This window comes from Vescimonas sanitatis (assembly GCF_049060325.1).
Taxonomy (GTDB): domain Bacteria; phylum Bacillota; class Clostridia; order Oscillospirales; family Oscillospiraceae; genus Vescimonas; species Vescimonas sanitatis.
In genome coordinates, this window is the sequence record NZ_JBMGPW010000001.1 from 342398 (window position 1) to 367147 (window position 24750).

Below are 24750 nucleotides of genomic sequence, written 5' to 3' on the forward strand. Positions count from 1 at the left end.
ACGCATCCCATGAAGCACGTAAAAGTCCTCATCGGCAACTATGGCAGCGGCAAGAGCGAATTGGCTCTGAATTTTGCTATGCAGGCGGCCGCCCGCGGCGACCGGACGGAACTGCTGGACCTGGATATGGTCAACACCTACTTCCGTCTGACAGAGCGCGGCAAGCTGGTGGAGCAGAAGGAGATCCGTTTGGTCTCCCCCAACTTTGCCTGCTCCGGTATCGAGACGCTCTCTCTCCCTGCCGAGGTGTCGTCCGCCTTTGTGCTGGATTGGGACACCGTCATATTCGATGTAGGCGGCGACGACGTGGGCGCCACAGCACTGGGCCGGTATCACCAGGACTTTGTGGACCTGGCGCCCGGTGCACTGGAGGTGCTGAACGTGGTGAATATTCGGCGGCCTTTGGCCGGCACGGTGGAGAAGCTTCTCCGTTTACAGGAGGGTATGCAGACCCACGCGCGGCTGCAGATCACCGGTATGATCAACAACACGAACCTCGCTACTGCCACCACCGAGCAAGACCTGTGGGATGGCTACCAGATGCTCCGTGAGGTCAGTGACCTCACGGGCATCCCGGTTTCCTACACCACCGGCAAAAAGGAGTTTCTGGACGCCTTTCTGGCCCGAAACCCCGATCCAAAATATGTGGGACAGCCCATTCCCATCGACGTGTATATGCACCGCGACTGGGACTCCTATATCGAGTACGGGCTGAACACCAAAAACCCTCACAAGGATATGTATTAAACCCGGTTACTTCCCTCTACGCGAAGGGATTGTAATAACACAGCAAACACAGCATCGGAAAAGGAATTAAGAAAAGAGGTGTAAAGAGAGTGGTAAGAGTTACCATCGACGAAAATCTTTGCAAGGGCTGCGGTCTGTGTGCAAGAGCTTGTCCCAAGCACATCATTGAGTTGTCCAAGACCCGCATCAATGCAAAGGGCTACCATCCGGCAGAAGTGACGAACATAGAGGCGTGCATCGGCTGCACGTCCTGCGCCCGCACCTGTCCTGATGTGGTGATCCGAATCGAAAAAGACTAAGGAGGCAGAAAGAATATGGCTTTGACTCTTATGAAGGGCAGCGAAGCGATTGCAGAAGCCGCTATTCGTGCCGGCGCTCGCTTTTTCTTCGGTTACCCCATCACTCCGCAAACGGAGATCCCCGAATATATGTCCGCCCGTATGCCCGAGATCGGCGGCTGCTTCCTGCAGGCCGAGAGCGAAGTGGCGGCTATCAACATGGTGTATGGCGCTGCCGGTACCGGCGCCCGCGTCATCACCTCCTCCTCCAGCCCCGGCGTGTCCCTGAAGCAGGAAGGCATCTCCTACTGCGCAGGCGCCATGGTTCCCGCTGTCATCATCAACGTGATGCGCGGCGGCCCCGGTCTGGGTAATATCCAGGCATCCCAGGGCGACTATTTCCAGGGTGTCAAGGGCGGCGGCAACGGCGACTATCATCTGCTGACCTTCGCCCCCGCTTCTGTGCAGGAGGCCATCGACCTGATGATGATCGCCTATGACAAGGCCGAAAAGTACCGTATCCCCGTGCTGTTCCTGGCGGACGGCATCATCGCCCAGATGATGGAGCCCGTGGAGCTGCCCGAGATGGTAGATTACAAGGTAGACCCGGAGAAGAAACCCTGGGCCTGCACCGGCTGGAAGCCCGGCGATGATCCCGCTAAGCGCGGCATTATCAATTCTATCTACATCGATACCGAGAGCCTAGCTGTCCACAATGACGAGCTGCAGGCCATGTACAAGGAAGTCGTTGCCAACGAGCAGATGTGGGAAAGCTACAACTGCGAAGGCGCTGAGTACATCATTACTGCCTTCGGCACCGTGGCGCGTATCGCCAAGAGCGCTATCGCCGAGCTGAAGGAAAAAGGCATTAACGTCGGCCTGGTCCGCCCCATCACTGTGTGGCCCTTCCCCTATGACGCTGTGCGTGAGGCCTGCTGCCAGCCCGGCGTGAAGGCCGTTCTGGACGTTGAACTGAACGAAGGCCAGATGCTGGAGGACGTAAAGCTGGCCATCAATGGCGCCAAGCACGTTGACTTCTTCGGTCATTGCGGCAGCCAGATGCCCTCTACCGACGAGATCGTCACCAAGATCCTGAGCATGAAGGAGGGTAAATAAGATGGCTGTACTGTTCGAAAAGACTAAGCTGCTGACTGACAAGCAGTTCCACTATTGCCCCGGCTGCAACCACGGCATCATCCACCGTCTGGTAGCCGAGGTCATCGACGAGATGAAATTAGACGGCAAGGTGATCGGTGTGGCCCCTGTCGGCTGCTCCGTGTTTGCCTACGACTATTTCAACTGCGATATGTACGAGGCTGCCCACGGCCGCGCACCCGCTGTTGCCACCGGTATCAAGCGCTCCGTCGGCAAGGACACTCTGGTATTCACCTATCAGGGCGACGGTGACCTGGCGTCTATCGGTACCGCGGAGATCGTTCACGCCGCCCACCGCGGCGAGAAGATCACCACCATCTTTGTCAACAACGCGATCTATGGCATGACCGGCGGTCAGATGGCCCCCACCACCCTGATCGGCCAAAAGGCAACTACCTGCCCTGCTGGCCGCAGCGAGGAGTGGAGTGGTCTGCCTATCAAGATGTGCGAGATGCTGGCCGCTGTTCCCAGTTCTTACTACATTGAGCGCGTGGCGGTCAACAATACCGCCAACATCGCCAAGGCCAAGAAGGCCATTGCCAAAGCCTTCCGTCTGCAGATGGAGGGTAAGGGCTTCACCATGATCGAAGTGCTGTCCACCTGCCCCACCAACTGGGGCCTGTCTCCGGTGGAAGCTATGGATTGGCTGGAGCAGAACATGATCCCCTACTATCCTCTGGGCGTTTACAAAGACAAGGAGGCGAAGTAACATGGAAAAAACCTTTATTTTCGCCGGTTTCGGCGGTCAGGGTATGCTCCTGATCGGTAAGTTCGTCGCTATGGCCTGTATGTTGGATGGCAAGCACGTCTCCTGGCTGCCCTCTTATGGCCCCGAGATGCGCGGCGGTACCGCCAACTGCTCCGTCATCGTCTCCGATGACCCCGTTGCCTCCCCTCTGGTGGAGAAGGCCGATGTGATCGTGGCGATGAACCGTCCTTCTCTGGACAAGTTTGAAGCACATGTGAAGCCCGGCGGCGTTCTGGTCATCAACAGCTCTATCATCGACCGCAAAGCGGTTCGCGATGATATCACCGTGGTGTACTGCGATGCCAACGGCATTGCCGAATCCATCGGCAACCCCAAGGGTGCCAACGTGGCCATCCTGGGCGCGACCCTGGCTAAGGCTCCCGTCACCTCTGTGGAAAGCATGATGGAAGCTATCCGCATCGAGCTGGGCGAGAAGAAGGCCCGCTTCCTGGAGGGCAACAAGAAGGCTCTGCTGGCCGGCATGGAAGCCGCTAAGTAAGTCGTTCATACATTCTTACATCATTTTGGCCCCCGGCATCCGTATGGTTGCCGGGGGCTTTCTTTTGTTTACTACTATTTTCACCGAATGGTTTATTAAAAAGAAAAGGCCAGTGAAAAAGGTTTCCTTCACAGAAAAAAACTATTGACTTCCTACCAAACGTTTGGTATCATTACTCCATTATAAGGAGGTGTCGCTTTTGAGCTCTTTTTCTTATTTTGTGGGACAACGCATCAAAAAATACCGCAAGAGCCGCGGCTATACCATCGAGCAATTCTCCGCCATGATCAATAAGAGCAAAGCGACGCTGTCCAAGTACGAAAACGGTGCCATTACCATCGACATCGAAACACTGTACGAGATTGCGCAGGCACTGGATATTGATCTAAAATGCTTCATCGATTATCAGCCTCCCATGTTCCATGCGGAGCCGGCGCTACCTAAGAATAGCTACTTCAATCAGACATTGGCCTATATGTACTACTATGATGGCCGTATTCGCCAGATGGTGCGCTCACTTCTGCGGTTTTCTCAGTCAGTGGACCACGAGAGTGTCGAGGTCACGTTGTATATGGGCGTGGCGTCCTTCTCCGATCCGGACCGTTGCCAGCATCTGTTCACCGGAGAGATGAAGGCTTACGACACCATCACCCACATGGTGTTGACCAATCAGATCAACGAGGCGGAAAAGATGTATATCTGTATGCTCAATCCCATGCAGAACCGTATGCCCGCCGTGGGACTGGTATCCGGTATCGGCTCCTCCCCGTTCTTTGCACCCATTGCATTGAAGGCGCTGATCTCTAAAGAGCCGCTGGAGGAAAACGACCGCCTGCTGGGCACCATCAAACTGGATAAGGATGATTATCATTTGCTGCGTTACTACAATATGATGGTGGTCAACCGTCCGGCCGCCCTATCCTTACAATAATATTTGACCGCGCAAAGGCTGTGAAGGTGTACTCCTTCACAGCCTTTAGTTCATTTTCTGCAATTCTCGCCGCAGTCGCAGGATGATACGCTTCTCCAGCCGTGATATGTAGCTCTGCGAAATCCCCAATCGATCCGCCACCTCCTTTTGGGTGAGCTCCTTGATACCGCCCAGGCCAAACCGCATGGTGATGATATCCCTCTCTCTCGGACTGAGGTGCGATACCGCCGTTTGCAGCAGCTGCCGGTCCACATCCGCTTCAATGGGCCGCATGACCACATCGCTGTCAGTCCCCAGTACGTCGCTGAGCAACAGTTCTTTTCCGTCCCAGTCGGTATTCAGCGGCTCATCGAAACTGACCTCTGTCCGTTGTGCGCCGTTCTTCCGCAAGTACATGAGAATTTCATTCTCAATACACCGCGAGGCGTAGGTAGCCAGCTTGATATTCTTATCTGTCCGGAACGTATTGACCGCCTTAATCAATCCGATAGTGCCAATGGAGATCAGGTCCTCTATATGGATACCGGTATTTTCAAAACGTCTGGCTATGTAAACCACCAACCGCAGGTTGTGTTCGATCAGCGTCTGCCGCACCTGAAAATCGCCGGTATTCAGCTTTTCCAGCAGAACAGACTCCTCATCTCTCGGTAAGGGTGGCGGCAGCGTATCGCTCCCGCCGATGTACATGACCTTATCCGGCCTGTATACGCTGTGCCACAGGCGTTTCAGCCAAATCAGAAGCTTTGCCATGCCCTATTCTCCCTTCCATTGCCCCCCACAGGGCGTGATACCCGCCGCCATCACTGACCGCTTGCTCCGACAGCGCGACGGGTGTCCGTGGATAGCGTTTGCCATTCACTTCTATGTAATCGCTACAGGCTGCCAACAGCAGGCCTGCAGCCGTCCCCACCGCGCGAAAAGGCAGCAGTGTAAACCGTACCGGACAACCTATTCGGTGTAGCTTTGCCATTTTCTCTTCCGGAGACAGCTGCTCTGCCAAAACATCGGCCACCGCCGGTGTCCATAATGCGTCTGCGGAACGGCGCTCCATTACCAGCGCCGGACACCCGGTGACCGGATCCCTCAGTGTATTACCCGTGTCGTGCAGGGCGGTAACGGTTTGTATCCTTCCGCCGACAGATACTTTGATCTGCAACAATTCTCCCCCTCCATGACGTGCTGCCTGACCGGCAAAAAGCCGGAGAAGCACGTAAAACAATATACTGACCAATATAAGCGCTTGCCAGCTAACATCGGCGTAATACAACCGCTGTGCCAGTCCCGCCACCGAGCCAAAGGCCAGGCCGAGGGCCAGCAGGGTGCCGGCGAGGGCGGCCGAAAGCAAAAAAAATGTGAGGACCGGGCGGAAACGGCGAAACGCGGCAAGCGCCAGCAAGCCTCCAAAGGCCAATCGGATCGCCGGGTGAGCCAAAAATGCAAGCTCGGAAATAAAGACCGCAGCCGCGTAAACGCCGCCCAGCACCGCGCAAAAAATCAGCCGCCTTCGACGCAGCGGAAAGCCGCAAAGCCTTGCGGCACATAGGAAAAGCAGATAGTCTACCACGCTGTTGAGCAGGAAAACGCGGTCCAGATACACCACAGTCATTGCCTCACCTCGCTGCCACTATTATAGAGCGGCGGGACGAAAAAAAACGTCGCAACCAGGCGGGCACCGCAGCATTTGTAACCGGTTCGTTACCGCTTTATAATCCATCCGTCACCGCTTTTCATTGACATTCCGCGTCATTTTGGTATACTTTTTGCTATAGCTTTTGTTGCTCTTTTATGGCTGTTGTTGACACCTTATTGGCACCTTTTCTATACCTCATGAGGATCAACCTCACGAGGGTGCGTTTTTTACGGGTCAAAAAATACCGTGATTGTATTTGATCTGCCCATATAGGATAAAGGCCAGGCCAATAGTTATCGCCGGAAAGATGATATAATCTATTGCCGCCTCATTCCAGAATGTGGCGAAATACGCCAAGATCAGGGACGCCCCCATAATGACCGTTCCCGTCCCCACCGCCTTACCGTATTTGGGGATGTCCTCTTCTTTCACTTTTCTGCGGTTATAGGAATGTATGGTGCTGATATTCCCTTTGATATTCAAGATGCCGAGCACCGACAAAAATATACCAAAAATCAAAAGCAATACATTATCCATAGCGGCCTCCCAAAAATAGAATAATTCTTTAAAGCTTTTGTCCAAAGCAATACAGAGGAAATAGATGACCCACGGGCTGTAAAGAATGGTATGGGCCAGCGCGGAGGACAGCACAGAAACCATGCAGCATACCAGCTGTCTGTATGGCGGCTCTCCCGCTAATAGAAAATCACAACCACCAGTAAACTGGTGGTTATGATTCATGATCAAAGATGGCCTTCTTCTCCAGCAGGGGCATAAACTCGTCCTTCCACCGGTGGTGCATAGCGGACACATCGTACAGGGAAAGGGCCTCGCGGTCCATATCCAGACGAATGAGCACGTCGTAACGGTTGTCCCGGTCCACACAGTTGGGGATGACCTCCGCGCCGTGAACGCCGGGAATATCCGCCGCGGCGGAGAATATCTCCCGGATACGCGGCAGCAGCGCGGCGCGCTGCGCCTTGGCCTCCGGAGTGAATTTTGCCAGAATACAGTGCTTCATGGCAGCCTCACAGTCCCAGGTACGGCAGGACCAGCGTTACGGCCATGACGATGGCCAGCAGCAGGGCGATGCCCATGGCGAAGTATCTTGTCCATTTCGGTCTCATTGCAATTCCTCCTTCGGCACGATGCGCCGTATCATTTTTTCGATCTTACGCCGGGGCTGCATGACCTCGTGGCCGCAGCCGAGGCACCGGAGCTTGATATCCATGCCCACACGGAGCACCTGCCAGCGTTTACTGCCGCAGGGGTGCTCCTTTTTCAGCTCTAAAACATCATGTAACCGCAGGTCCATTTCCGTTCTTCCCCTTAATGTCGTCCCAGTACCGCTTGGCGGCCTGCTCGGTCTTGTTTTCGCCGTACGCATAGTAATGCGTATCCCCCAAGGACTCCGGCAGATAGCGCTGCTGCACATAGTGGTCCGGGTAATTGTGGGGGTACTTATAGGCGGGGGCTTTGTCCGCGCCGGCACTGTCAGCGTGGACGTTTTTCAGGTGCCGGGGGATGTCACCCACCGCGCCGCGCTGAATATCCTCCATAGCGGCGATGATAGCGTTGTGGGCGCTGTTGGATTTGGGTGCGGTGGCCAGCAGCACCGCCGCCTCGGCCAGGGGCAGCCGCGCCTCCGGCAGGCCCAGCTGCAGTGCCGCGTCCACGCAGCTTTTTGTGACGGTGATGGCCTGCGGGTACGCAAGGCCGATATCCTCCGCCGCGATGCACAGCAGACGACGGCAGGGAGAGATCACGTCGCCCGCCACCAGCAGACGGCCCAGGTAGTACACCGCCGCGTCCGGGTCGGAGCCGCGGATGGATTTGTGCAGGGCGGAGAGCAGGTCATAGTGGTCATCCCCCTCCCTGTCATACCGCATGGCGCTGCACTGGCTTAGCTGTAAAGCATCATCCCTTGTCACATATAATCCGCCATCCTTCGGCTTGGCGGAACGGTACAGCAGCTCCACGGCGTTGATGGCCTTTCGGACATCGCCGCCGCAGCCGGCGGCCACTGTGCGGGGCACATCCTCTTCCCAGGTAAAGGGCAGCTGGCTCCTCTCCTGCTCGATACGCAGGCCCCGTTCCACGGCGGGGATGGTATCCTCCACCGACAGAGGCTTAAATTCAAAAACCGTGCTGCGGGACAGGAGTGCGTTGTAGATATAGAAATACGGGTTCTCTGTGGTAGAGGCGATCAGGGTGATCTTGCCGTTTTCCAGAAATTCCAGCAGGCTCTGCTGCTGCTTCTTGTTGAAATACTGTATCTCATCCAGGTACAGCAGGATACCGTTTGGCGCCATCATGGTGTCCACATCCGCCATGACATTCTTCACATCCTGGAGGGATGCGGTGGTGGCGTTTAGGGTGTACAGCGCCTTTTTCGCCTGCCTGGCGATAATGTTGGCCACGGTGGTCTTTCCGGTGCCGGAGGGACCGTAGAAAATGAGGTTGGCATCGGTGCCGTTCTCGATCAGGCGGCGCAGCAGCGCCCCCTCGCCCAGCAGGTGCTTCTGTCCGGCCACATCGTCAAGAGTCTGGGGCCGTATCTCGTCTGCCAGCGGACGCATAGCGGCACCGCCTCCCTTCTGTGGAAAATCTTATGAAACAGTATAGCACAGATTGCCTTTTTCTGCAACCTCTGTTACAATTGGGATGAGGTGATGTCGCATGAAGTCGAAGGAACAGGTCGGCGCCATTATCGCGGCGCTGAAGACGCTGTACCCGGACGCGCTGTGTTCGCTGGACTATGAGAAGGACTATGAGCTGCTGTTCTCCGTGCGTCTGGCAGCGCAGTGCACCGACGCGCGGGTCAATCTGGTGACGCCGGCACTGTTTGCCCGCTATCCCACGCTGGAGGCCATTGCCGCCGCCGATGTGGACGAGGTGGGTACATATATCCAGTCCTGCGGCTTCTGGCGGGCCAAGGCCCGGGACATCGTTGGCTCCGCGAAAATGCTGGTGGAGCGCTTCGGCGGAAAGGTCCCGGACAACATGGAGGACCTGCTCTCACTGCCCGGTGTGGGGCGCAAGACCGCCAATCTGATCCTGGGCGATATCTACGGAAAGGACGGCTATGTCTGCGACACCCACTGCATCCGCATCACCGGACGGCTGGGACTGACGGACGGCAGCAAGGACCCGCTGAAGGTGGAGCAGCAGCTGCGAAAGGTCATTCCCCCGGAGGAGGCCAACAACTTCTGCCACCGGATGGTGCTCCATGGCCGCGCGCTGTGTATGGCACGGAAGCCGGACTGTGAAAATTGCGCCCTGCGGGCGCTGTGTGACTATGGCAGCACCGCAGAACGATAGATGACAGAAGGCGCCCCGCGCCAAACGGCGCGGGGCATTTATCTGCATTAACTGTAAGGTGATATTACTTTACACGATTTACCATGTGGTCGGCAAGCTCCAGCAAAAACGAATTATCGGGCCAGGCGGCAATAGCGGCCTTGGCTCGCGCGGTGTATTGCTCCACGTCGCGCTGGCACTGCTCCAGGCCCTTCACATCCACCAGCGTGACCTTGCCCTCCGCCTTGTCAGAGCCGATGGGCTTACCGAACACCTCCTGTGCGCCTGTCACATCCAGGATATCGTCACGGAGCTGGAAGGCCAGGCCAAGGCCGTCGCCGAATTCACGGGCCTGACGGCGCTTGTCGGCGTTCATTCCGGCGGCCACACAGCCCAGCTCCGCCGCGGCGGAGATCATGGCGCAGGTCTTGAGACGGTCCAGCTGGGTCAGGCCGGCTTCCTCGCGGACGTCGCAGAGGGTGTCCAGCACCTGTCCGGCCACCATGCCGTCGGCACCGGCGGCCCGGGCCAGGACCTCGACCGCCGCGATACGGCTTTCGGCGGGCAGTCCCGTCGCCTGGGCAATGAGACGAAAGGCCTCGGGCTGGAGGGCATCGCCGGCCAGAATGGCCAGCGTCTCGCCGTAGACCTTGTGGTTGGTGGGCTTGCCACGGCGCAGATCGTCGTCGTCCATGCAGGGCAGGTCGTCGTGGATAAGGGAATAGTTGTGCACCAGCTCCAGCGCGCAGGCATAGGGCAGCGCCAGGCGCCAGTCGATACCGCCCAGACGGGCAAATTCCAGCGTCAGCACCGGGCGGATACGTTTGCCGCCGGAGAGCACGCTGTACCGCATGGCATCGTAGAGACGGTCATAGGGGGCGCTGCCGGCAAAGAGTGTGGAAAGGTAGTCCTCTACCGCCGCGCGGTACTGCTCATAGTGTCTTTCGTAGTCCATGGCTCAATCCTCCGCAGCAAAATCATGCTCCACCGGCGCGTCATCGGGGCCCTTGGACAGCTTGACCACCTTCTGCTCGGCGGTGTCCAGCTCCTTGCGGCAGGCGTTCACCAGCTTGGTGCCCTCCTCAAACAGCGCCATGCTGTCGCCCAGCGTGGCATCGCCCCTTTCCAGCAGGGAGACGATCTCCTCCAGCCGGGACATATTCTCCTCAAACGTCTTTTTTGCTGCCATGTTCGTTCTCCTTTTCCTTTACTTGGCACCGCAGGGTGCCGTCGGCCAGCCGCAGGCGCAGGGTCTCCCCTATCCGCGCCTGATCGGCGCTGCGGAGCACCGTGCCGTCCGGCCGCTGGGCCAGTGCGTAGCCGCGGCCCAGGACCTTCAATGGGCTGAGGGCATCCAGCGACGCGGCCAGCGCGCCGAAGCGGCGGTTTTGGACATCTGTCACCACACGCATGGCGGCACAGAGCCGGTGGGTCATATGGTCCACATCCTGGCGGCGGTCCGCCAGGTAAGCGGTCGGGTCCGTGAGGACGCGTTTTTTCGACAGGGACTCTAAACGGTGGGAATGGGCGGCGATATCGCGGCGTATCGACTGTGTCATGCGGGAATGGGCGGCATCCAGCGTCCGCAGCAGCTCGGCCATGTCCGGCACGGCGATCTCGGCAGCGTTGGAGGGCGTGGAGGCCCGCCGGTCCGCTACGAAGTCGCTGATGGCCACGTCCGGCTCGTGGCCCACCGCCGAGATGACGGGAATATCCGAGTCGTAGATGGCGCGGGCCACGCGCTCGTCGTTAAAGGCCCACAGGTCCTCCAGCGAACCGCCGCCGCGGCCGGTGATGAGCACATCGGCCAGGCTGCGGGCGTTGGCGTAACGGATGGCTCCGGCGATCTCCGCCGGGGCCTCAGTTCCCTGCACGCGAACGGGCAGCAGAAGGACCTTGGCGATGGGATAGCGGCGGCGGAGGATGCGGATCATGTCGTGGACCGCCGCGCCTGCCGGGGAGGTGACGATGGCGATGCGCCGGGGATATGGCGGCAGGGGCTTTTTATGGGTCTCGTCAAACAGGCCCTCCTTCCGCAGCTTTTCCTTCAGCTGCTCAAAGGCCACACTCAGGTCGCCGGCGCCCTCGGGCGTCAGGCCGGTGCAGTACAGCTGGTAGGCGCCGTCGCGGGGATAGACGCTGATACGGCCGGAGGCGATGACCTGCATACCGTTTTCCGGGCGGAAGCGCAGGCGCGCGGCGCTGCCCCTGAACATGACGCACTTCAGACTGCACTGGCTGTCCTTCAGCGTAAAGTAGTGATGGCCGGAGGGGTATACCTTATAGTTGGAGAGCTCGCCCCGCAGCAGGACCTCCTGCAATGGCGGCACGTTATCCAGCAGGTCCTTGATAAACTGGTTGACCTCGGACACCGTGAAAATATACTGGCCCGACGTGGCGATCACTCCTTTCTGTATGCGACCTGAAAAGGCAGAGCCCTCACGCTCTGCCTTTCGTATGCGGTTTTCAGTCCTTTTCCTTGACCTCGCCCCGGGCGAAGCTGCCCAGAATACCGTTGATGAATTTGGCAACCTCGGGCGTTTCGTACTTCTTGGCGATCGTCACCGCCTCGCTGATGGCGGCGCCCTGCGGAATGTCCGCCATGTAGAGTATCTCGTACATGGCCACACGCATGATGGCGGATGCTACCAGTGAAATGCGCTCAAATCGCCAGCCCCGGGCGTACTTTTCAATGTCGGCGTCCAGCTCAGCGGCGTGCTCCGCCACACCGGAGACCAGGCGGCGGATATACGCCTCCTGCTTGGTGTTGGGCCGGTCGGCGTAGAGGTCATCCTCTGCCGCCAGCTCGGCAAAGCGTTCATCGCTGAGCTGCTGGTCCAGAAACTCCTCCACCGGCAGTTCGGTGAAGCTCAGCTGGTACGCCAAGTGTATGGCGATCTCCCGTGCGGTGCTGCGTGTCATAAGCGTTCGTCCTTTTCTCTCTCGTCTGTTGTTCAGTTGAAGCTGATGCCGCCCACGTGGACGTTCACCGCCGCCACCTTGAAGCCGGTCATACCCTCCAGCGCGGTATGCACATTCTTCTGGACCTTTTTGGCCACATCGCTGATGGCGCAGCCGTAACGCACCGCAACAAAAATGCCCACAACGATCTGCTCGCCGTCCAGTTCAACACGGACGCCCTTGCAGGTCATTTTTTTACCGCCCATCAGGTCGGATACGTTGGCGCTCATCAGAGCGCTGACGCCGTCCACCTCCAAGGCTGTGGTACTGGCAATGGAGGCCAGCACATCCTCTGAGATCTGGATGCTACCGTCATCCTCCTGGTGGATCATATATTCCTTATTTTCAGCCATGGTCTGTTTGTCTCCTCACAGTTGTCATTGGTACTCAGCTAATTGCAGTATAGGATTATACCATTTTTTACGGGGAAATACAACACCTATTTTGCACCGGACGTTCCCGCTTCCATGATCTTGATCTGGCCGGGAGTGTAGGATGTCTCCGCGATGACGATATCCTTGATCTTCGCTACGTCCTCCGCCTCCAGACCGTCGGGCGCCGATACCACCACGCTGATGGAGTCCGCGCCCATAAAGGCCACGCAGTCGGCATAGCCTTTTGCCACCACCAGGTTCTCGATCTGTGTCTCCGCCACGGTGTAGCCCGCCAGCACCTGAAGCGTCTCGGATGCCTCGTTGGCTACCTCCTCTGAGGCGTTCTCCTCGCCCTTGGCCTCCTCCAGCATACTGATGGCGGTATCGCGGGCCTGCTTGCGGCTGAGCCGGGCAGTGGAGAAATAGTCGTCTCCAGCGGTATCCGCAGTATCCGCCTGTGCCTCCGCAGTCTCGCCATTGACCAGCGTGGACTGGCCAAGCACCTTGGAGGTATCCGCCACATCCCCGGCATAGCGCCAGTTCAAATACACCGATGTACCCACCAGCACCACCACGGCCGCCGCTACGGCGCGGCGCTTCCATACCTGCTTCATACTGTCGTTCCTCCCATTTATTGTTACTGTTTCCATTGGACTACCGATATCTTATCGCTGCTGAGTCCTGTCAGCACAGACACCGTCTCCAGCACCCGCAGGCGCACACGGCTGTCGCCTGCCCCCTGACAGACCACCACCGCCCCCTGATAGGTGGGGTACAGCCGCCGGGTGACCACGACCTCCTGCTTGCCGCTGCCGCGGTTCACCGTCAGGACCTGACTGTCCTGCCGCACATCGCCGCCGCTGCCCAGAGTGGCGCTGCTATCCTCCGCCAGCGACAACGTTTCACCGCTGTGCAGCGTCAGCATCACCTGCACCCGACCCACGCCGTCCATGGCGGACAGCACCTCCGCCATACGGCGCTCCGTCGCCTCCAAAGAGAAGGACATCTCCTCCCCTGCCGTGTCGGCGGCTTCGATCTCCTGCTTACCGGCGGGCAGCAGCATCAACACCACGCCGGCCAGAGCCACCAGCACCGCGAAGCGGTATTTATTCAGTATATCTTTCAGCTTTTCCATCATTCGTCTGCCTCACGCCAATACTGGTGCGCATCGTCAATGGCCAGTTCCGTGCTGAGCCACGCGGACAGCGCCTCGTCCTTGGGAATGTCCAGCGTCACGGCGCTGGGCCAGGGCACGCCATCGCGGTCCTCCATCTCTACCCGCGGGGTACATGTGATGCCCAGGTCATCTCCCTTGCTGGCAATATATGCGGCGGTCTTGTCCGCTATGAGCGCGGCGAATTCCGCGTCGCCGGATCGGCGATATTCCTCTGTCAACGCCTGGATCTGCTGCCGATAGTCCTCATAGCGGAGGGCCAGCTCGGTCAGGTCCAGGCCCAGCAGCGGCCGGACGATGACCAGCAGCAGTGCCATGCCGCCCACGGTGTGGGCCACCGCCTTCATACGCCCACGGGGCAGCAGGGCGTAGAGTATCCCAACGATCATGCCCGCCGCGATGACGCCGAGAAGCCAGGTACGCAGGGTTTCCGCGATCATGTACTCACCACCGATACAGAAGAGATTATGGAGATCAGCAGGGCCAGCGCACAGCTGCCGGTCATGCCCAGCATCAGGCCGAAGGCGGAGCCCAGCGCGTCGATCAGGTCCGCCAGGGGCTCCTGGGTCACGGTGCCCGCCAGAAACGCCGCCAGCTTATACAGCAGGTACTGCACGGCCATGGTGATAAAGGGCGTCAGGCAGATGGCCAGCACTGCCAGCAGGCCGAATACGCCGATGGCGCCCTTCAGCATCCCGGCACCGGCCAGCACCGTGCCGGCGGCATCGGAGATGATGGAGCCCACCACCGGCACCGCTGTGGCGATGGCGGTGCGCGTCAACTGGGTAGACAGGGCGTCCGCCGCGGAGGTGGTCGCACCGGTCACCGACAGGAAGCCGGTAAAGACCAGCATCAGGGCCGTCAGTGCCCAGGCGGCGCACTTGCGAAGGCCCTGACCGATCTTTTGCAGACTGTGGCCGGGAACCACGGCGTCCGCGGCGGCAGCAGCAATGCAGGCGTACAGCAGCGGCAGCAGTACCTGACGGATAAGGCTGATGAGCAGATCGGTGAAGAACACCGTGGCCACCTGCCTGGCACCGGCGGTGATATAGCCGCCGCCGGCGGCCACGGCGGCGGACAGGGTGGGCAGCAGTGCCTTGGAGAACACCTCCAGCTGGGACATAGTCTCCACACCCAGGCCCATCATCCGGCGGAAGTCGCCCGCCGCCACAAGGGTGATGGCCAGCGCTCCCGCCACGGAGACATAGCGGGGAACGCAGGGACTGTCTGCCGCCGCAAGGCAGCTCCCCGCCAGACTGCACAGCAGCACCACGCCCAGCAGCAGGGCCGCACCGGAGGCCTGGGTCTCCAGCGCTGTGCGGACATAGGCGCAGGCGCTGTGCCACAGATCGCCCAGACCCTGCCACAGTGTCTCGTGGGAGGCGGAGGCGTCCATTTCCGGCAGGATATCCGCCGCCTCCGGCGGGACGGCGTCCTTCACGGAGTCGGGCAGTTCGGCAGCCCAGGCACAGTCCAGACACAGAAGAAGCAGTGTCAGACAGAACAGGACTTTTTTCATAGCAGTGACTCCAACAGGTCCCAGACAGCGCGGAACAGCGGCAGGGACACCACGATGGCCGCCACGGCACCGGCAGTCTCCAGCACGGAAGCGAGGGCGCCCTCGCCGGCATCCCGGCACAGGTCGGAGCCTGTCCGGCAGATCAGGGCGATGCAGACCGTTTTCAGCAGCGGCTGAAACAGCTGCTCCGGCAGCTGACCCCAGGCCGAGGCCTCTTCCCAGAAATCCCGGAGCTGACCCAGCGGCTCCAGCAGCAGGGCGACCGCCACGCCGCAGACAGCCAGGACAAGCAGCAGCGCCAGCTCTCCCCCGCCGCGGCGCAGCAGCACCGCCAGCAGGGCCCCCAGCAGGCACAGCGCCGCCAATCGCAGTACCGTATCCATGCGTCACAGGGAGAACAGGGTCTTTACCAGGTCGAACAGGTCACTGATCTGCTGCACCAGCATCATCAGCACCACGACCAGGCCCGCCAGCGTGGTCATCATGGCCTGCTCCTCCCGGCCGCTTCGCACCAGCAGCAAATTCAGCACCGCCACCAGGATACCGATGGCCGCTATTTTGAAAATCAGGTCAACATCCATTGTCTGTCCCTCACAGAAGTAAAATGATCATCAGTCCTGCACCGCACAGCGTGGCCGTGGTGGTCACGCTACGGCTGTGCCGATCCGCCTCGCGGCGCTTTTCGTAGAGCTGCTCAGCCTCCGCCCGGGCGCGGGCGATGGTGCTCTCCAGGCGCTGGGCATCGCCACTCCAGGAAATGCGGCAAAGCAGGTCACGGAGTTCTGCGTCTGAAAGCTGGTGAAAGGTATTCTCCCAAGCAAGCTGTAAAGTCATATCGCTTTGAACTTTGTCCCGTATCTGACGGAACCAGACACCGCAGTGCTCCCGGGTCTGCAGTGCCTCCAACAGCGCCAGGACCGGCGTGCGCTGCCAGCGGATGGCACTCTCCATCTCCCCCAGGGCGGCGGCAAAAGACCACAGCAGGTCGCGGCACCGGCGCTGGCGTGCGTAATAGCGCCGCAGGGCCAGAATGGCGGCGCTCAGTACCAGTACCGCACCGGCCGCCGTGGTCACAGGGCCTCCGTGCGGTAGTGCCGCCGACCATTCGATGCGCTGATGGTGATGAGGTGGCGAAAGACACCGGCCTCCGCCAGCTGCCGGAACAGCGGCTTGCGGCGCAGCTCTTCCCCGTCCTCGGCGTGGATCGTGGCCAGCAGCTTAACGCCGCAGTTAGCCGCCGCTGTCATTGCCAGAATATCCGCCGCCTCAGTGATCTCGTCCACGGCGATGACCTGGGGATTGGCGCTCCGCAGCAGCATGGGGATGCCCAGTGCCTTGGGACAGCCGTCCAGCACGTCGGTATGACAGCCTACGTCCAACTGCGGTACACCGCGGTACATCCCGGCCAACTCACCGCGCTCGTCCACCACGCCTACCCGCAGAGGACAGCGATCCTCTGTGCCGTTGGACAGTGTGGCGATCATGTCGCGCAGGAGCGTGGTCTTGCCGCCACCGGGTGGTGCTGCGATCAGCGTACTGTCAAAGCCGCCTGCTGACCATCCCGGGACCTCCTGCCACAACCCACGGACCTGGCGGCTGATCCGTACCACGGCGGAGGAGATATCCCGCAGGGCTGTGCCGCCGTCCCCCCTGACCGCTACGGTGCCGCACAGGCCGATGCGGAAGCCGCCCCGGCCGATGAGATAGCCCTTGCCCATCGTCTCCGCCGCCGCGTAGCGGGAATAGCCCGTTACCGCGTCGCACAGCTGTTCCAAGTCCGCCTGAGTAACACTTTGGCGCGGCAGTTCATCGCTGACAAGTAGTTCCCCTTCACATGTTAGTAGTGTCATCGGTCGTCCTGCCCGCAGGCGGAACTCCTCCGCCTGGGCCTTGCGGTGCTCCGGCACACGCCGGGCAGCCTGCTGCCAGCGGCTGGGCAGCAATGCAGCCGCCTGCTCATAGCGTCCGACCGCCTCTCCGATCTCCATGATGACGCCCTCCTTTGTTGGTCTTGACCCCAACGTATGAAAGCTCGTCCCGGAATATGCACAAAAGCCCGCCGGGCAAGGCGGGCTTCTGCTGAAAAGCGCCCCCTGCCTGCGGCAGAGGGCGCTTGATAGACGCTTTTGTTATATCTTATGTTATGCCTGCTGCGGCTGCTCCGTCTTTTTGGCACGGAAGAAATGAATGACCAGAAATACCAGGAACGCAATACTGATATAGCCAAAGATGGGATAGACAGTGCCGATGATCTCGGCAAACCCCAGCAGGCTCGCCGCCCAGGCCAGCACGGAAACTGCCAGCAGCACCGGGTTTTTGTGGGTACGGACAAAGGCGGACTTCTGCTCCACATAGGCACTCATGCCCACCAGACTGGCCAGAGCGTTGCAGAACATGGCCACCAGCAGCATAATGCCGTAGATCGTACCCAGCGTACCGTTGAGCCGGGAGGCCAACGCCACCATGGGCAGCTCCGCCTGCACCGCCTCGGGATAGGTACCCAGACTGGTGAGGATACTGCCCGCCACCGCCAACAGCATAACGCCGGAGAGAGCAATACCCACATAGACGTGCTTTTTCTCCCGCACATACTGCCCCACCGGGGACATGATGCCGATACCGCCAAGAATGTTATAGGCCACGAAGGTCAGCGTGGCGATAAACCAGTTGGGCATCAGAGGATTGGTATTGGTATATTGCAGCTGCAAGATGCCCTCCGTGCCAAAGGTGCACCAGGCGCCCACGGCAAAACCAACCGTGGCCAGCACCAAAATGGGGATCATGGCAGAGAAGGCATTGACCATACCGCTGACGCCAAGAAGCGCCACCAGGAACACCGCCAGCATGAACACGGCGCTGCCCAGCCAGGTGGGCACACGAAACAGCTGGGTCAGCATGGCGCCCACACCGGCGGACATACTCACCACCACAAAGAAGAGGAACAGCGCCCCAATGACACCGGTGGCGGCACGGAGCCACTTAACGTCCCACGGTACCAGCAGCTTGTCCATTTCGGCGCATTTCGTCATCTGCGTCAGCCGGACGAACAGAATGCCGATGACCGTAAACAGCAGCGCCGCCAGGACAAAGCCCACATAGCCCCAGTTGCCGAAGGCGCCAAAGAACTGCCACAGCTCCTGGCCGGAAATAAACCCCGCGCCCAAAAAACAGCCGACGTAGGTAAACGCCAGCGAAAAGGTCTTGATCTGCTTCATACCACACCTCATGTCGAATTTGCTCTACCAATATAGCTTATTTCCCCCGCCGCGTCAACCCCCGCCGACCCTGCGGGAAAATTGGATAGGCTATAAAAATTTTTTTCACTGAATGCTTCGGTTTTTCGTTGACGATGGGCGCAATATGTTGTATACTATTACCGGAAATTGTGCCCGTTTTGGCAGAGATATTGCTTTAAACGGCAAAAGAAATCGTACAGGAGGAGCGTATATGATAAACACGATCGACGGCATCATCGCGGCGGCCAAAGGCGGAAAGACCGGTGTTATCGCCGTGGCGGCGGCCCACGACCAGCCTGTTATCGAGGCTGTGGTCGAGGCCCGCAGGGAGGGTATTGCCACGCCCATTCTTGTGGGACATGAGGAAGAGATCAAGGCGATGCTGACCGGCCTGGGTGAAGCCCCTGCCGACTACAAGATCATCGCCGGCGATACCGACCAGGACTGCGCGGCCAAGGCCGTGGCCCTGTGTGCCGAGGGAAAAGCCAACTTCCTGATGAAGGGCATCCTGGGCACTGCCGATCTGATGCGCGCGGTGTTTAACAAGGAGCACGGCCTGCGTACTGATCATCTTACCACCCACTGTATGCTGTATGAGATCCCCGCTCTGGGCCGTATGCTGGTGCTGACCGACGGCGGCGTCAACACCTTCCCCGATCTGGAGAAGAAGGCAGATATTCTGGAGAACGCAGCCATGGTCCTGCAGGCGCTGGGCTATGAGCACATCAACGCCTCCTGCGTGTGCGGCGCAGAGCAGGTAAATCCCAAGGTACAGTCCACCGTGGATGCCGACACGCTGGCCCACATGACTGACCGCTGGGCCAAGTACAATATGGACGTGTGCGGCCCCGTAGCGCTGGATCTGGCCGTCAGCGAAGAGGCATGCCATCACAAGCACTATATCGCCCCCGGTGCCGGCAAGGCGGATATCCTGCTGGTCCCCAACTATGAGGTAGGCAACGGCATCGGCAAAGCCGCCAATCTGTTCGGCAACGCCAAGAACGCCGGTATCATTCTGGGCGCCAAGGTGCCCATCGTGTTGGTCAGCCGCGCTGACAGCGCGTATTCTAAGCTTGCCTCCATCGCACTGGGCAGTGTGTTGTCCAGTCGGATGAAGCTTGCGTAAAGTCGTATTGCACAAGAATTTGTTTCGTCTGACTACATTTTTTACAAAATTATCTCGTCAGATTGACAATTGCTTGACAATTTGCACGGTGAAGCCTATCATGGAGATGGTTCATCTGCCGCGCCGCGGCATGGACATAGTACAATAACGTAAAAGAGGAGATTATGTTATGGTCAATCAGGAATACTACAATCTGGGTACGGCGCCCTCTGTGATCCGCCAGCTGTTCGCCTACGGTCTGGAGCAGGCCGCCAAGGTCGGCGCGGACAAGGTGTATGACTATTCTCTGGGCAATCCCAGCATTCCCGCCCCCAAGAAGGTCAACGAGTCCATCAAGAAGATCGTGGACGAGATGGATTCCATCAAGCTGCACGGCTATTCCATGGCTGCCGGCTTCGATACCGCCCGTGCCGCCGTGGCCAAGGATCTGGCCGAGCGCTTCGGCCTGGATGTGAAAGCCAGCGAGCTGTTCTTCACCTGCGGCGCTGCCCCCGCGCTGATCTCCATCATCAAGGCCCTGATCGTGGACGCCGACAGCGAGATCATGGCAGTGGCACCCTTCTTCCCCGAGTATCGCCCCTTCGTCAACGCCAACGGCGGCAAGCTGGTGGTGGTCCCCGCCGACACCAAGGCATTCCAGATCCATCTGGACGAGGTGGAAAAGCGCATCACGAAGAACACCCAGGGTATTATCATCAACTCCCCCAATAATCCCTCCGGCGTTGTGTATACCGAGGAGACCCTGAAGGGTCTGGCTGCCCTGCTGGAGCGCAAGAGCAAGGAATACGGCCATCCCATCTACATCATTGCCGATGAGCCCTACCGTGAGCTGGTCTACGGCGGCGTGAAGGTCCCCTTCATCCCCTGCCTGTACAAGAACACCATCGTATGCTACTCCTATTCCAAGTCCCTGTCTCTGCCCGGCGAGCGTATCGGCTATGTGTACGTCCCCGGCTTCGCCGAGGATGCCGACGCGGTGTACGCCGCTATCTCCGGTGCCGCCCGTATCATGGGCCACGTCTGCCCGCCCACGCTGATGCAGAAGGTCATCGAGTACTGCGCCGAGGAGCGCCCCGATCTGGTGGCTTACGACGAGAACCGCAACCTGCTGTACAGCAGCCTGCGTGAGATGGGCTATGAGTGCGCCAAGCCCGACGGCGCGTTCTACCTGTTCGTCAAGGCCCCCAACGGCGATGCCAACGCTTTCTCCGAGAAGGCCAAGCTGGAGCACAACCTGCTGGTAGTGCCCGCGGACGGTTTCGGCTGCCCCGGCTATTTCCGCCTGAGCTACTGCGTGGCCAATGACATGATCCAGCGCAGCCTGCCCGCCTTCAAGGCCATGATCGAAAGCTATAAATAAGCTGATTAATTCCTACCATGATCAGAAGCGTCCGCAGCATGAGCTGCGGACGCTTTTTGTAATATAGTTCACAAACATACGATGGATATCCTGTAAATTTTTGCGGTTATTCCTCTTGCATTTTGCGGAGGGTTCGCCTATAATGGCAACATATTTTTTATAAGAGAGGTGTTTCACGCATGAGCAAAGTGACGATCCCTGCTGGGTACAAGACGCCGCTGTCCACCTATGAGATGCAGCGCGCAATCGAGTTCATCAAGAGCAATTTCCAAGTGAATCTGGGGCAGGCGCTCAATCTGCGGCGCGTTTCGGCTCCCCTGTTCGTGGAGGAGAATTCGGGTCTGAACGATAACCTCAATGGCGTGGAGCGCCCTGTGTCCTTCGATATCCCTGATGTGGGCGCACAGGGCCAGGTGGTGCATTCCCTGGCCAAGTGGAAGCGTCTGGCGCTGAAGCGCTACGACTTCAAGCCCGGCAAGGGCCTGTTCACCGATATGAACGCTATCCGCCGCGATGAGGAAGTGGACAACCTCCACTCCGTGTATGTGGACCAGTGGGACTGGGAGAAGGTCATCGAGCGCCGCGACCGCAACGTGGCCTATCTGGAGCAGACCGTGCGCGCCATCGTGGGCGCTGTGGTAGAGACCAACGACGCCCTGCAGATCGCGTTCCCCAGCCTGCACACCAAGCTGGACCGCGAGGTGTTCTTTGTCACCACCCAGGAGTTGGAGGACCGCTGGCCCGACTATACGCCTAAGCAACGTGAGGATGCGATCTGTAAGGAGCACCACACCGTGTTTCTAATGCAGATCGGCGATGACCTGAAGCGCAGCGGCAAGCCTCACGACGGCCGCGCCCCTGACTACGACGACTGGTCCCTGAACGGCGATATCCTGATGTACAACCCCGTGCTGGACCGCGCCTTTGAGATCTCCTCCATGGGCATCCGTGTGGATGAGGCCGCTATGGACTACCAGCTGCACAAGCGCGGCTGCGACGACCGCCGCGAGCTGCCCTTCCACAAGATGCTGCTGGCGGGCCAGCTGCCCCTGACCATTGGCGGCGGCATCGGCCAGAGCCGTCTGTGTATGCTGATGATCGGCACCTGCCACATCGGCGAAGTGCAGGCCAGCCTGTGGGACAAGGAGACCGTGGAAGCCTGCGAAAAGGCCGGCGTCATGATCCTGTAAACCCGGAACGTAAATCACAGCAAAAAAGGACCGCCGCAAGGCGGTCCTTTTATCATAAAAGCGCCCCGCTTTGCGGGGCGCTTTTGCTCTCTTACAGCTGCGGGTCGGGCTTTTTCAGCTCATCCTCCAACCGCTGCAGCTCAGCGATCATATCATCAAAGGCGGCGAAGTCGGCGCTGTCCACCGCCTCCTGGGCAGCGCGCAATTGCTCGGCCAACGCGGTATTCATGTTCAGATAGGTGCTGCGGCGCTGGCTGCACCACAGGCGCTGCTGGGCAATACACTGTCCCAGACGCTCCATGGCACGGGCACGAAATTCCTCTGTACGGCGATGGGCGCTGATCTCGATGTCCGCCACGTGCTCCTTCAGAGACTGGTACTCCCCTGCCGGGCCGCGCAGCGCATCGTTTTCCGCCTGTACGGCGGCGAGCTGCTGCTGCAGGGCCTGTACCTGCTGCTCCAGATGGGTATTATCGTCCCGAAGTCGGGCATCCTCCTCCGCCAGGAGACGCAGTGTGTCGTTCTCGGCCACCGCATCGTCGCGCTCACGGCGCAGCGTATCATTTTCCGTCTGCAGCGTCTCCAGCGCCGTACGGTGCTCCTCGGCGGTTTTTTCGATAAACGTGACCACATCCTGACGGTCGAAGCCGCCGAACATGCACGTCTTGAAGCTGGCATCCATGGGCAAATACCTTCTCTCTCGATTTCTTGTCTTCAGCATACCACAAATTCCGCCCTCTGACAAGAGAATGCACGCAAAAATGCCGCCATATATCAAATTAAAGCAAAAAAGTCCAAAATCAAGATTTACAAACACCTCTCGGTGTTGTATACTATGATTTGGTGTATTTTTAAGAAAAGCAAGACAGAACTTAGCAAAAGGACGGAGAAACTATGAATTGGGAAATCATTACATTTTTGGGTTACTTTGTGATTCTGTTGGGCGTTGCGTTGATCTTCTATTTCAACGGCTCCAACAAAAACAGCGAGGACTTTTTCCTGGGCGGCCGGTCCATGGGTCCTTGGGTCACGGCCCTGTCCGCACAGGCCTCCGATATGTCTGCATGGCTGCTGATGGGTCTGCCCGGCTCTATCCTGGCTTTTGGCTTCGGACAGATGTGGATTGGCATCGGTTTGGCGCTAGGCACCGCCGCTAACTGGATCCTATGCGCCAAGCGCCTGCGTACCTTCTCCAAGGCCGCGGATGACGCCATCACCGTGCCGCAGTATCTGACCAACCGGTTCGGCGTGGACTCCCGCACGCTCCAGCTGGTGTGCGCGCTGATTTTCCTGTTTGCCTATACCATCTATGTGGCCTCTGCCCTGGTTGCCGGCACCTCCGTGTTCAATACGCTGTTTCCGGAGATCTCCCCCAAGGTCGCCATGCTGGTGTTCCTGCTGATCATCGTAGCCTATACCTTCTTCGGCGGCTTTACTGCTGTATGCTGGACGGACTTCTTCCAGGGTATGCTGATGATGTTAGCACTGATGCTGGTACCTATCGTAGTCTATTTTGGTCACCGCGAGCTGCTGGATCCCACGGCGTTGACTACGGTATACGAATATACCGACGCCGCCTCCGGTGCGGTCGTCTCCTGTGATTTCGGCGGCGGCATCTTCAGCGCCAGCTGGCAGGATATCGTCAGCGGCCTTGGCTGGGGTCTGGGCTACTTCGGTATGCCTCACATTCTGGTGCGCTTCATGTCCATTGAGAAGCCCTCTATGATCAAGAAGTCCTCCACCGTCGCCATCATTTGGGTCATCATTTCCCTGTTCTCCGCCGTGCTGATCGCCTATTTCGGCCGTATGATCATGGGCGCTGAGTTGTTGGCCGACGGCAGCCAGAAGTTGGTGTTCATCGCCATGTCCCGCAAGTTCTTCCCAGCCGCTATCTGTGGTCTGCTGCTGGCGGCCATCATCGCGGCCTCCATCTCTACCGCCGACTCCCAGCTGTTGGTAGCGTCCAGTTCCTTTACCGCTGACCTATACAAGCCCTTCTTCCGCAAGAATGCCACAGAAAAAGAAACGCTGATGGTGGGCCGCATTCTGGTGCTGGTACTGTCCGCTATCGCCTTCCTGATCGCCAACTCCAAGGGCAGCGGTGCACAGGCGATTATGGATATGGTGGAAAACGCATGGGGCGCATTCGGTGCCTCCTTTGGCCCCACCATCCTGCTGTCCCTGTTCTGGCGGCGCTTCAACTACAAGGGTGCTGTGGCCGGCGTTGTCTCCGGCTTTGTGGTAGACTTGGGCTGGCTGCTGACCGGCTTGACCGCCTCCACCGGCATTTTTGAGATCGTACCTGGCTTCATCACCAGCTTCATCATCGCAGTCATAGTCGCTAAGTGCACCGCCGCACCAAACGCAAAGGCTGTGGAGATCTTCGATAAGGGCACCAGCAAGGATGCCGACTGAGACCTATCCGTCTCCCCTATCGTGAGCAAAGCCGGGCTCTGCCTTTTGGCGGGGCCCGGCTTTATAAAAAGTCAAAGAAAAATGAAAAATCCTCTTGCATTTTGCGG

32 protein-coding genes are annotated in these 24750 nt (G+C 58.9%); 11 read left to right on the forward strand and 21 right to left on the reverse strand.

Annotated elements, in window-relative coordinates:
• The first annotated feature begins 9 nt into the window (after positions 1–9).
• From ACOMDU_RS01840 to ACOMDU_RS01865, 6 genes are all read left to right on the forward strand, one after another.
• Positions 10–747: a CpaE/TadZ family protein gene (locus tag ACOMDU_RS01840; RefSeq protein ID WP_022135048.1), complete on the forward strand. Its 738-nt coding sequence runs from the start codon at positions 10–12 to the stop codon at positions 745–747.
• Between the two features lie 89 nt (positions 748–836).
• Positions 837–1046 carry a 4Fe-4S dicluster domain-containing protein gene (locus ACOMDU_RS01845; RefSeq protein WP_421128772.1) on the forward strand — a complete coding sequence of 70 codons (210 nt, stop codon included), beginning with the start codon at positions 837–839 and terminating at the stop codon, positions 1044–1046.
• A 15-nt stretch (positions 1047–1061) separates the two neighbouring features.
• On the forward strand, positions 1062–2141 hold the full coding sequence (gene vorB, locus ACOMDU_RS01850) for a 3-methyl-2-oxobutanoate dehydrogenase subunit VorB (RefSeq protein WP_022135046.1): 1080 nt from the start codon (positions 1062–1064) through the stop codon (positions 2139–2141).
• Position 2142: 1 nt separating this feature from the next.
• Positions 2143–2889, forward strand: a complete 747-nt coding sequence (locus ACOMDU_RS01855; RefSeq protein WP_421128773.1) for a thiamine pyrophosphate-dependent enzyme — start codon at positions 2143–2145, stop codon at positions 2887–2889.
• 1 nt (position 2890) lies between these two features.
• Positions 2891–3427 carry a 2-oxoacid:acceptor oxidoreductase family protein gene (locus ACOMDU_RS01860; protein WP_421128774.1) on the forward strand — a complete coding sequence of 179 codons (537 nt, stop codon included), beginning with the start codon at positions 2891–2893 and terminating at the stop codon, positions 3425–3427.
• A gap of 199 nt (positions 3428–3626) precedes the next feature.
• Complete coding sequence (locus tag ACOMDU_RS01865; RefSeq protein WP_022135043.1) at positions 3627–4358, forward strand: helix-turn-helix domain-containing protein; 732 nt, start codon at positions 3627–3629, stop codon at positions 4356–4358.
• 45 nt (positions 4359–4403) lie between these two features.
• On the opposite strand, the gene sigE is transcribed toward ACOMDU_RS01865, so the two are convergent.
• From sigE to ACOMDU_RS01895, 6 genes are all read right to left on the reverse strand, one after another.
• A complete protein-coding gene (gene sigE / locus ACOMDU_RS01870; protein WP_022135042.1) occupies positions 4404–5108 on the reverse strand; it encodes an RNA polymerase sporulation sigma factor SigE in 705 nt (234 codons plus the stop codon).
• Complete coding sequence (locus ACOMDU_RS01875) at positions 5050–5964, reverse strand: sigma-E processing peptidase SpoIIGA (protein WP_421128775.1); 915 nt, start codon at positions 5962–5964, stop codon at positions 5050–5052. The genes sigE and ACOMDU_RS01875 overlap by 59 nt, the downstream gene beginning before the upstream one ends.
• Before the next feature lie 258 nt (positions 5965–6222).
• The gene (locus ACOMDU_RS01880) at positions 6223–6729 is read right to left on the reverse strand and encodes a DUF3784 domain-containing protein (RefSeq protein WP_421128776.1); all 507 of its coding nucleotides are present in this window, start codon (positions 6727–6729) and stop codon (positions 6223–6225) included.
• Positions 6719–7009 (reverse strand): Dabb family protein, encoded by a 291-nt coding sequence (locus ACOMDU_RS01885; protein WP_421128777.1) that lies wholly within the window; start codon positions 7007–7009, stop codon positions 6719–6721. Before ACOMDU_RS01885 ends, ACOMDU_RS01880 begins: the two co-directional genes overlap by 11 nt.
• Before the next feature lie 102 nt (positions 7010–7111).
• A complete protein-coding gene (locus ACOMDU_RS01890; protein ID WP_022135004.1) occupies positions 7112–7303 on the reverse strand; it encodes a DUF951 domain-containing protein in 192 nt (63 codons plus the stop codon).
• Positions 7284–8567, reverse strand: coding sequence for a replication-associated recombination protein A (locus ACOMDU_RS01895; RefSeq protein ID WP_421128778.1), 1284 nt, complete (start codon positions 8565–8567; stop codon positions 7284–7286). Before ACOMDU_RS01895 ends, ACOMDU_RS01890 begins: the two co-directional genes overlap by 20 nt.
• 100 nt (positions 8568–8667) lie before the next feature.
• Here ACOMDU_RS01895 and nth point away from each other — a divergent pair, with 100 nt between their 5' ends.
• The gene (nth, locus tag ACOMDU_RS01900) at positions 8668–9309 is read left to right on the forward strand and encodes an endonuclease III (protein WP_421128779.1); all 642 of its coding nucleotides are present in this window, start codon (positions 8668–8670) and stop codon (positions 9307–9309) included.
• 64 nt (positions 9310–9373) lie between these two features.
• Here the strand turns inward: nth and ACOMDU_RS01905 are convergent, their stop codons facing one another.
• The 14 genes from ACOMDU_RS01905 to ACOMDU_RS01970 all read right to left on the reverse strand — a co-directional run bounded on the left by ACOMDU_RS01905 (position 9374) and on the right by ACOMDU_RS01970 (position 18531).
• Positions 9374–10243: a polyprenyl synthetase family protein gene (locus ACOMDU_RS01905; protein ID WP_421128780.1), complete on the reverse strand. Its 870-nt coding sequence runs from the start codon at positions 10241–10243 to the stop codon at positions 9374–9376.
• 3 nt (positions 10244–10246) lie between these two features.
• Positions 10247–10477 (reverse strand): exodeoxyribonuclease VII small subunit, encoded by a 231-nt coding sequence (gene xseB, locus ACOMDU_RS01910; protein WP_022134967.1) that lies wholly within the window; start codon positions 10475–10477, stop codon positions 10247–10249.
• Positions 10455–11693, reverse strand: coding sequence for an exodeoxyribonuclease VII large subunit (gene xseA, locus ACOMDU_RS01915; protein ID WP_421128781.1), 1239 nt, complete (start codon positions 11691–11693; stop codon positions 10455–10457). The genes xseB and xseA overlap by 23 nt, the downstream gene beginning before the upstream one ends.
• Before the next feature lie 61 nt (positions 11694–11754).
• Complete coding sequence (gene nusB / locus ACOMDU_RS01920) at positions 11755–12210, reverse strand: transcription antitermination factor NusB (protein WP_022134969.1); 456 nt, start codon at positions 12208–12210, stop codon at positions 11755–11757.
• A 32-nt stretch (positions 12211–12242) separates the two neighbouring features.
• Positions 12243–12602, reverse strand: a complete 360-nt coding sequence (locus ACOMDU_RS01925) for an Asp23/Gls24 family envelope stress response protein (protein ID WP_022134970.1) — start codon at positions 12600–12602, stop codon at positions 12243–12245.
• A gap of 86 nt (positions 12603–12688) precedes the next feature.
• Positions 12689–13237 carry a SpoIIIAH-like family protein gene (locus tag ACOMDU_RS01930; RefSeq protein WP_022134971.1) on the reverse strand — a complete coding sequence of 183 codons (549 nt, stop codon included), beginning with the start codon at positions 13235–13237 and terminating at the stop codon, positions 12689–12691.
• Between the two features lie 23 nt (positions 13238–13260).
• The gene (locus ACOMDU_RS01935; protein ID WP_421128782.1) at positions 13261–13761 is read right to left on the reverse strand and encodes a stage III sporulation protein AG; all 501 of its coding nucleotides are present in this window, start codon (positions 13759–13761) and stop codon (positions 13261–13263) included.
• Positions 13758–14237 (reverse strand): stage III sporulation protein AF, encoded by a 480-nt coding sequence (locus ACOMDU_RS01940; protein ID WP_421128783.1) that lies wholly within the window; start codon positions 14235–14237, stop codon positions 13758–13760. Before ACOMDU_RS01940 ends, ACOMDU_RS01935 begins: the two co-directional genes overlap by 4 nt.
• Positions 14234–15316 carry a stage III sporulation protein AE gene (locus tag ACOMDU_RS01945; RefSeq protein WP_421128784.1) on the reverse strand — a complete coding sequence of 361 codons (1083 nt, stop codon included), beginning with the start codon at positions 15314–15316 and terminating at the stop codon, positions 14234–14236. The genes ACOMDU_RS01940 and ACOMDU_RS01945 overlap by 4 nt, the downstream gene beginning before the upstream one ends.
• Positions 15313–15699 (reverse strand): stage III sporulation AC/AD family protein, encoded by a 387-nt coding sequence (locus ACOMDU_RS01950; protein ID WP_022134975.1) that lies wholly within the window; start codon positions 15697–15699, stop codon positions 15313–15315. Before ACOMDU_RS01950 ends, ACOMDU_RS01945 begins: the two co-directional genes overlap by 4 nt.
• Positions 15700–15702: 3 nt before the next feature.
• On the reverse strand, positions 15703–15897 hold the full coding sequence (spoIIIAC, locus tag ACOMDU_RS01955) for a stage III sporulation protein AC (RefSeq protein ID WP_022134976.1): 195 nt from the start codon (positions 15895–15897) through the stop codon (positions 15703–15705).
• Positions 15898–15907: 10 nt separating this feature from the next.
• Positions 15908–16390, reverse strand: coding sequence for a hypothetical protein (locus tag ACOMDU_RS01960; RefSeq protein ID WP_421128785.1), 483 nt, complete (start codon positions 16388–16390; stop codon positions 15908–15910).
• Positions 16387–17304, reverse strand: a complete 918-nt coding sequence (locus tag ACOMDU_RS01965) for a stage III sporulation protein AA (protein ID WP_421128786.1) — start codon at positions 17302–17304, stop codon at positions 16387–16389. Before ACOMDU_RS01965 ends, ACOMDU_RS01960 begins: the two co-directional genes overlap by 4 nt.
• Before the next feature lie 153 nt (positions 17305–17457).
• Positions 17458–18531, reverse strand: a complete 1074-nt coding sequence (locus ACOMDU_RS01970; RefSeq protein ID WP_421128787.1) for a YkvI family membrane protein — start codon at positions 18529–18531, stop codon at positions 17458–17460.
• Positions 18532–18763: 232 nt separating this feature from the next.
• Here ACOMDU_RS01970 and ACOMDU_RS01975 point away from each other — a divergent pair, with 232 nt between their 5' ends.
• The 3 genes from ACOMDU_RS01975 to asnA all read left to right on the forward strand — a co-directional run bounded on the left by ACOMDU_RS01975 (position 18764) and on the right by asnA (position 22228).
• Positions 18764–19678 (forward strand): phosphate acyltransferase, encoded by a 915-nt coding sequence (locus tag ACOMDU_RS01975; protein WP_421128788.1) that lies wholly within the window; start codon positions 18764–18766, stop codon positions 19676–19678.
• Positions 19679–19847: 169 nt separating this feature from the next.
• Positions 19848–21038: a pyridoxal phosphate-dependent aminotransferase gene (locus ACOMDU_RS01980; RefSeq protein WP_421128789.1), complete on the forward strand. Its 1191-nt coding sequence runs from the start codon at positions 19848–19850 to the stop codon at positions 21036–21038.
• A 179-nt stretch (positions 21039–21217) separates the two neighbouring features.
• Complete coding sequence (gene asnA / locus ACOMDU_RS01985) at positions 21218–22228, forward strand: aspartate--ammonia ligase (protein WP_421128790.1); 1011 nt, start codon at positions 21218–21220, stop codon at positions 22226–22228.
• A gap of 91 nt (positions 22229–22319) precedes the next feature.
• Here asnA and ACOMDU_RS01990 read toward each other — a convergent pair whose 3' ends face one another.
• Positions 22320–22910 (reverse strand): hypothetical protein, encoded by a 591-nt coding sequence (locus ACOMDU_RS01990; protein ID WP_421128791.1) that lies wholly within the window; start codon positions 22908–22910, stop codon positions 22320–22322.
• Positions 22911–23122: 212 nt separating this feature from the next.
• Between ACOMDU_RS01990 and ACOMDU_RS01995 the strand changes: the two genes are divergently transcribed.
• Positions 23123–24643: a sodium/proline symporter gene (locus tag ACOMDU_RS01995; RefSeq protein ID WP_421128792.1), complete on the forward strand. Its 1521-nt coding sequence runs from the start codon at positions 23123–23125 to the stop codon at positions 24641–24643.
• The last annotated feature ends 107 nt before the right edge of the window (positions 24644–24750 follow it).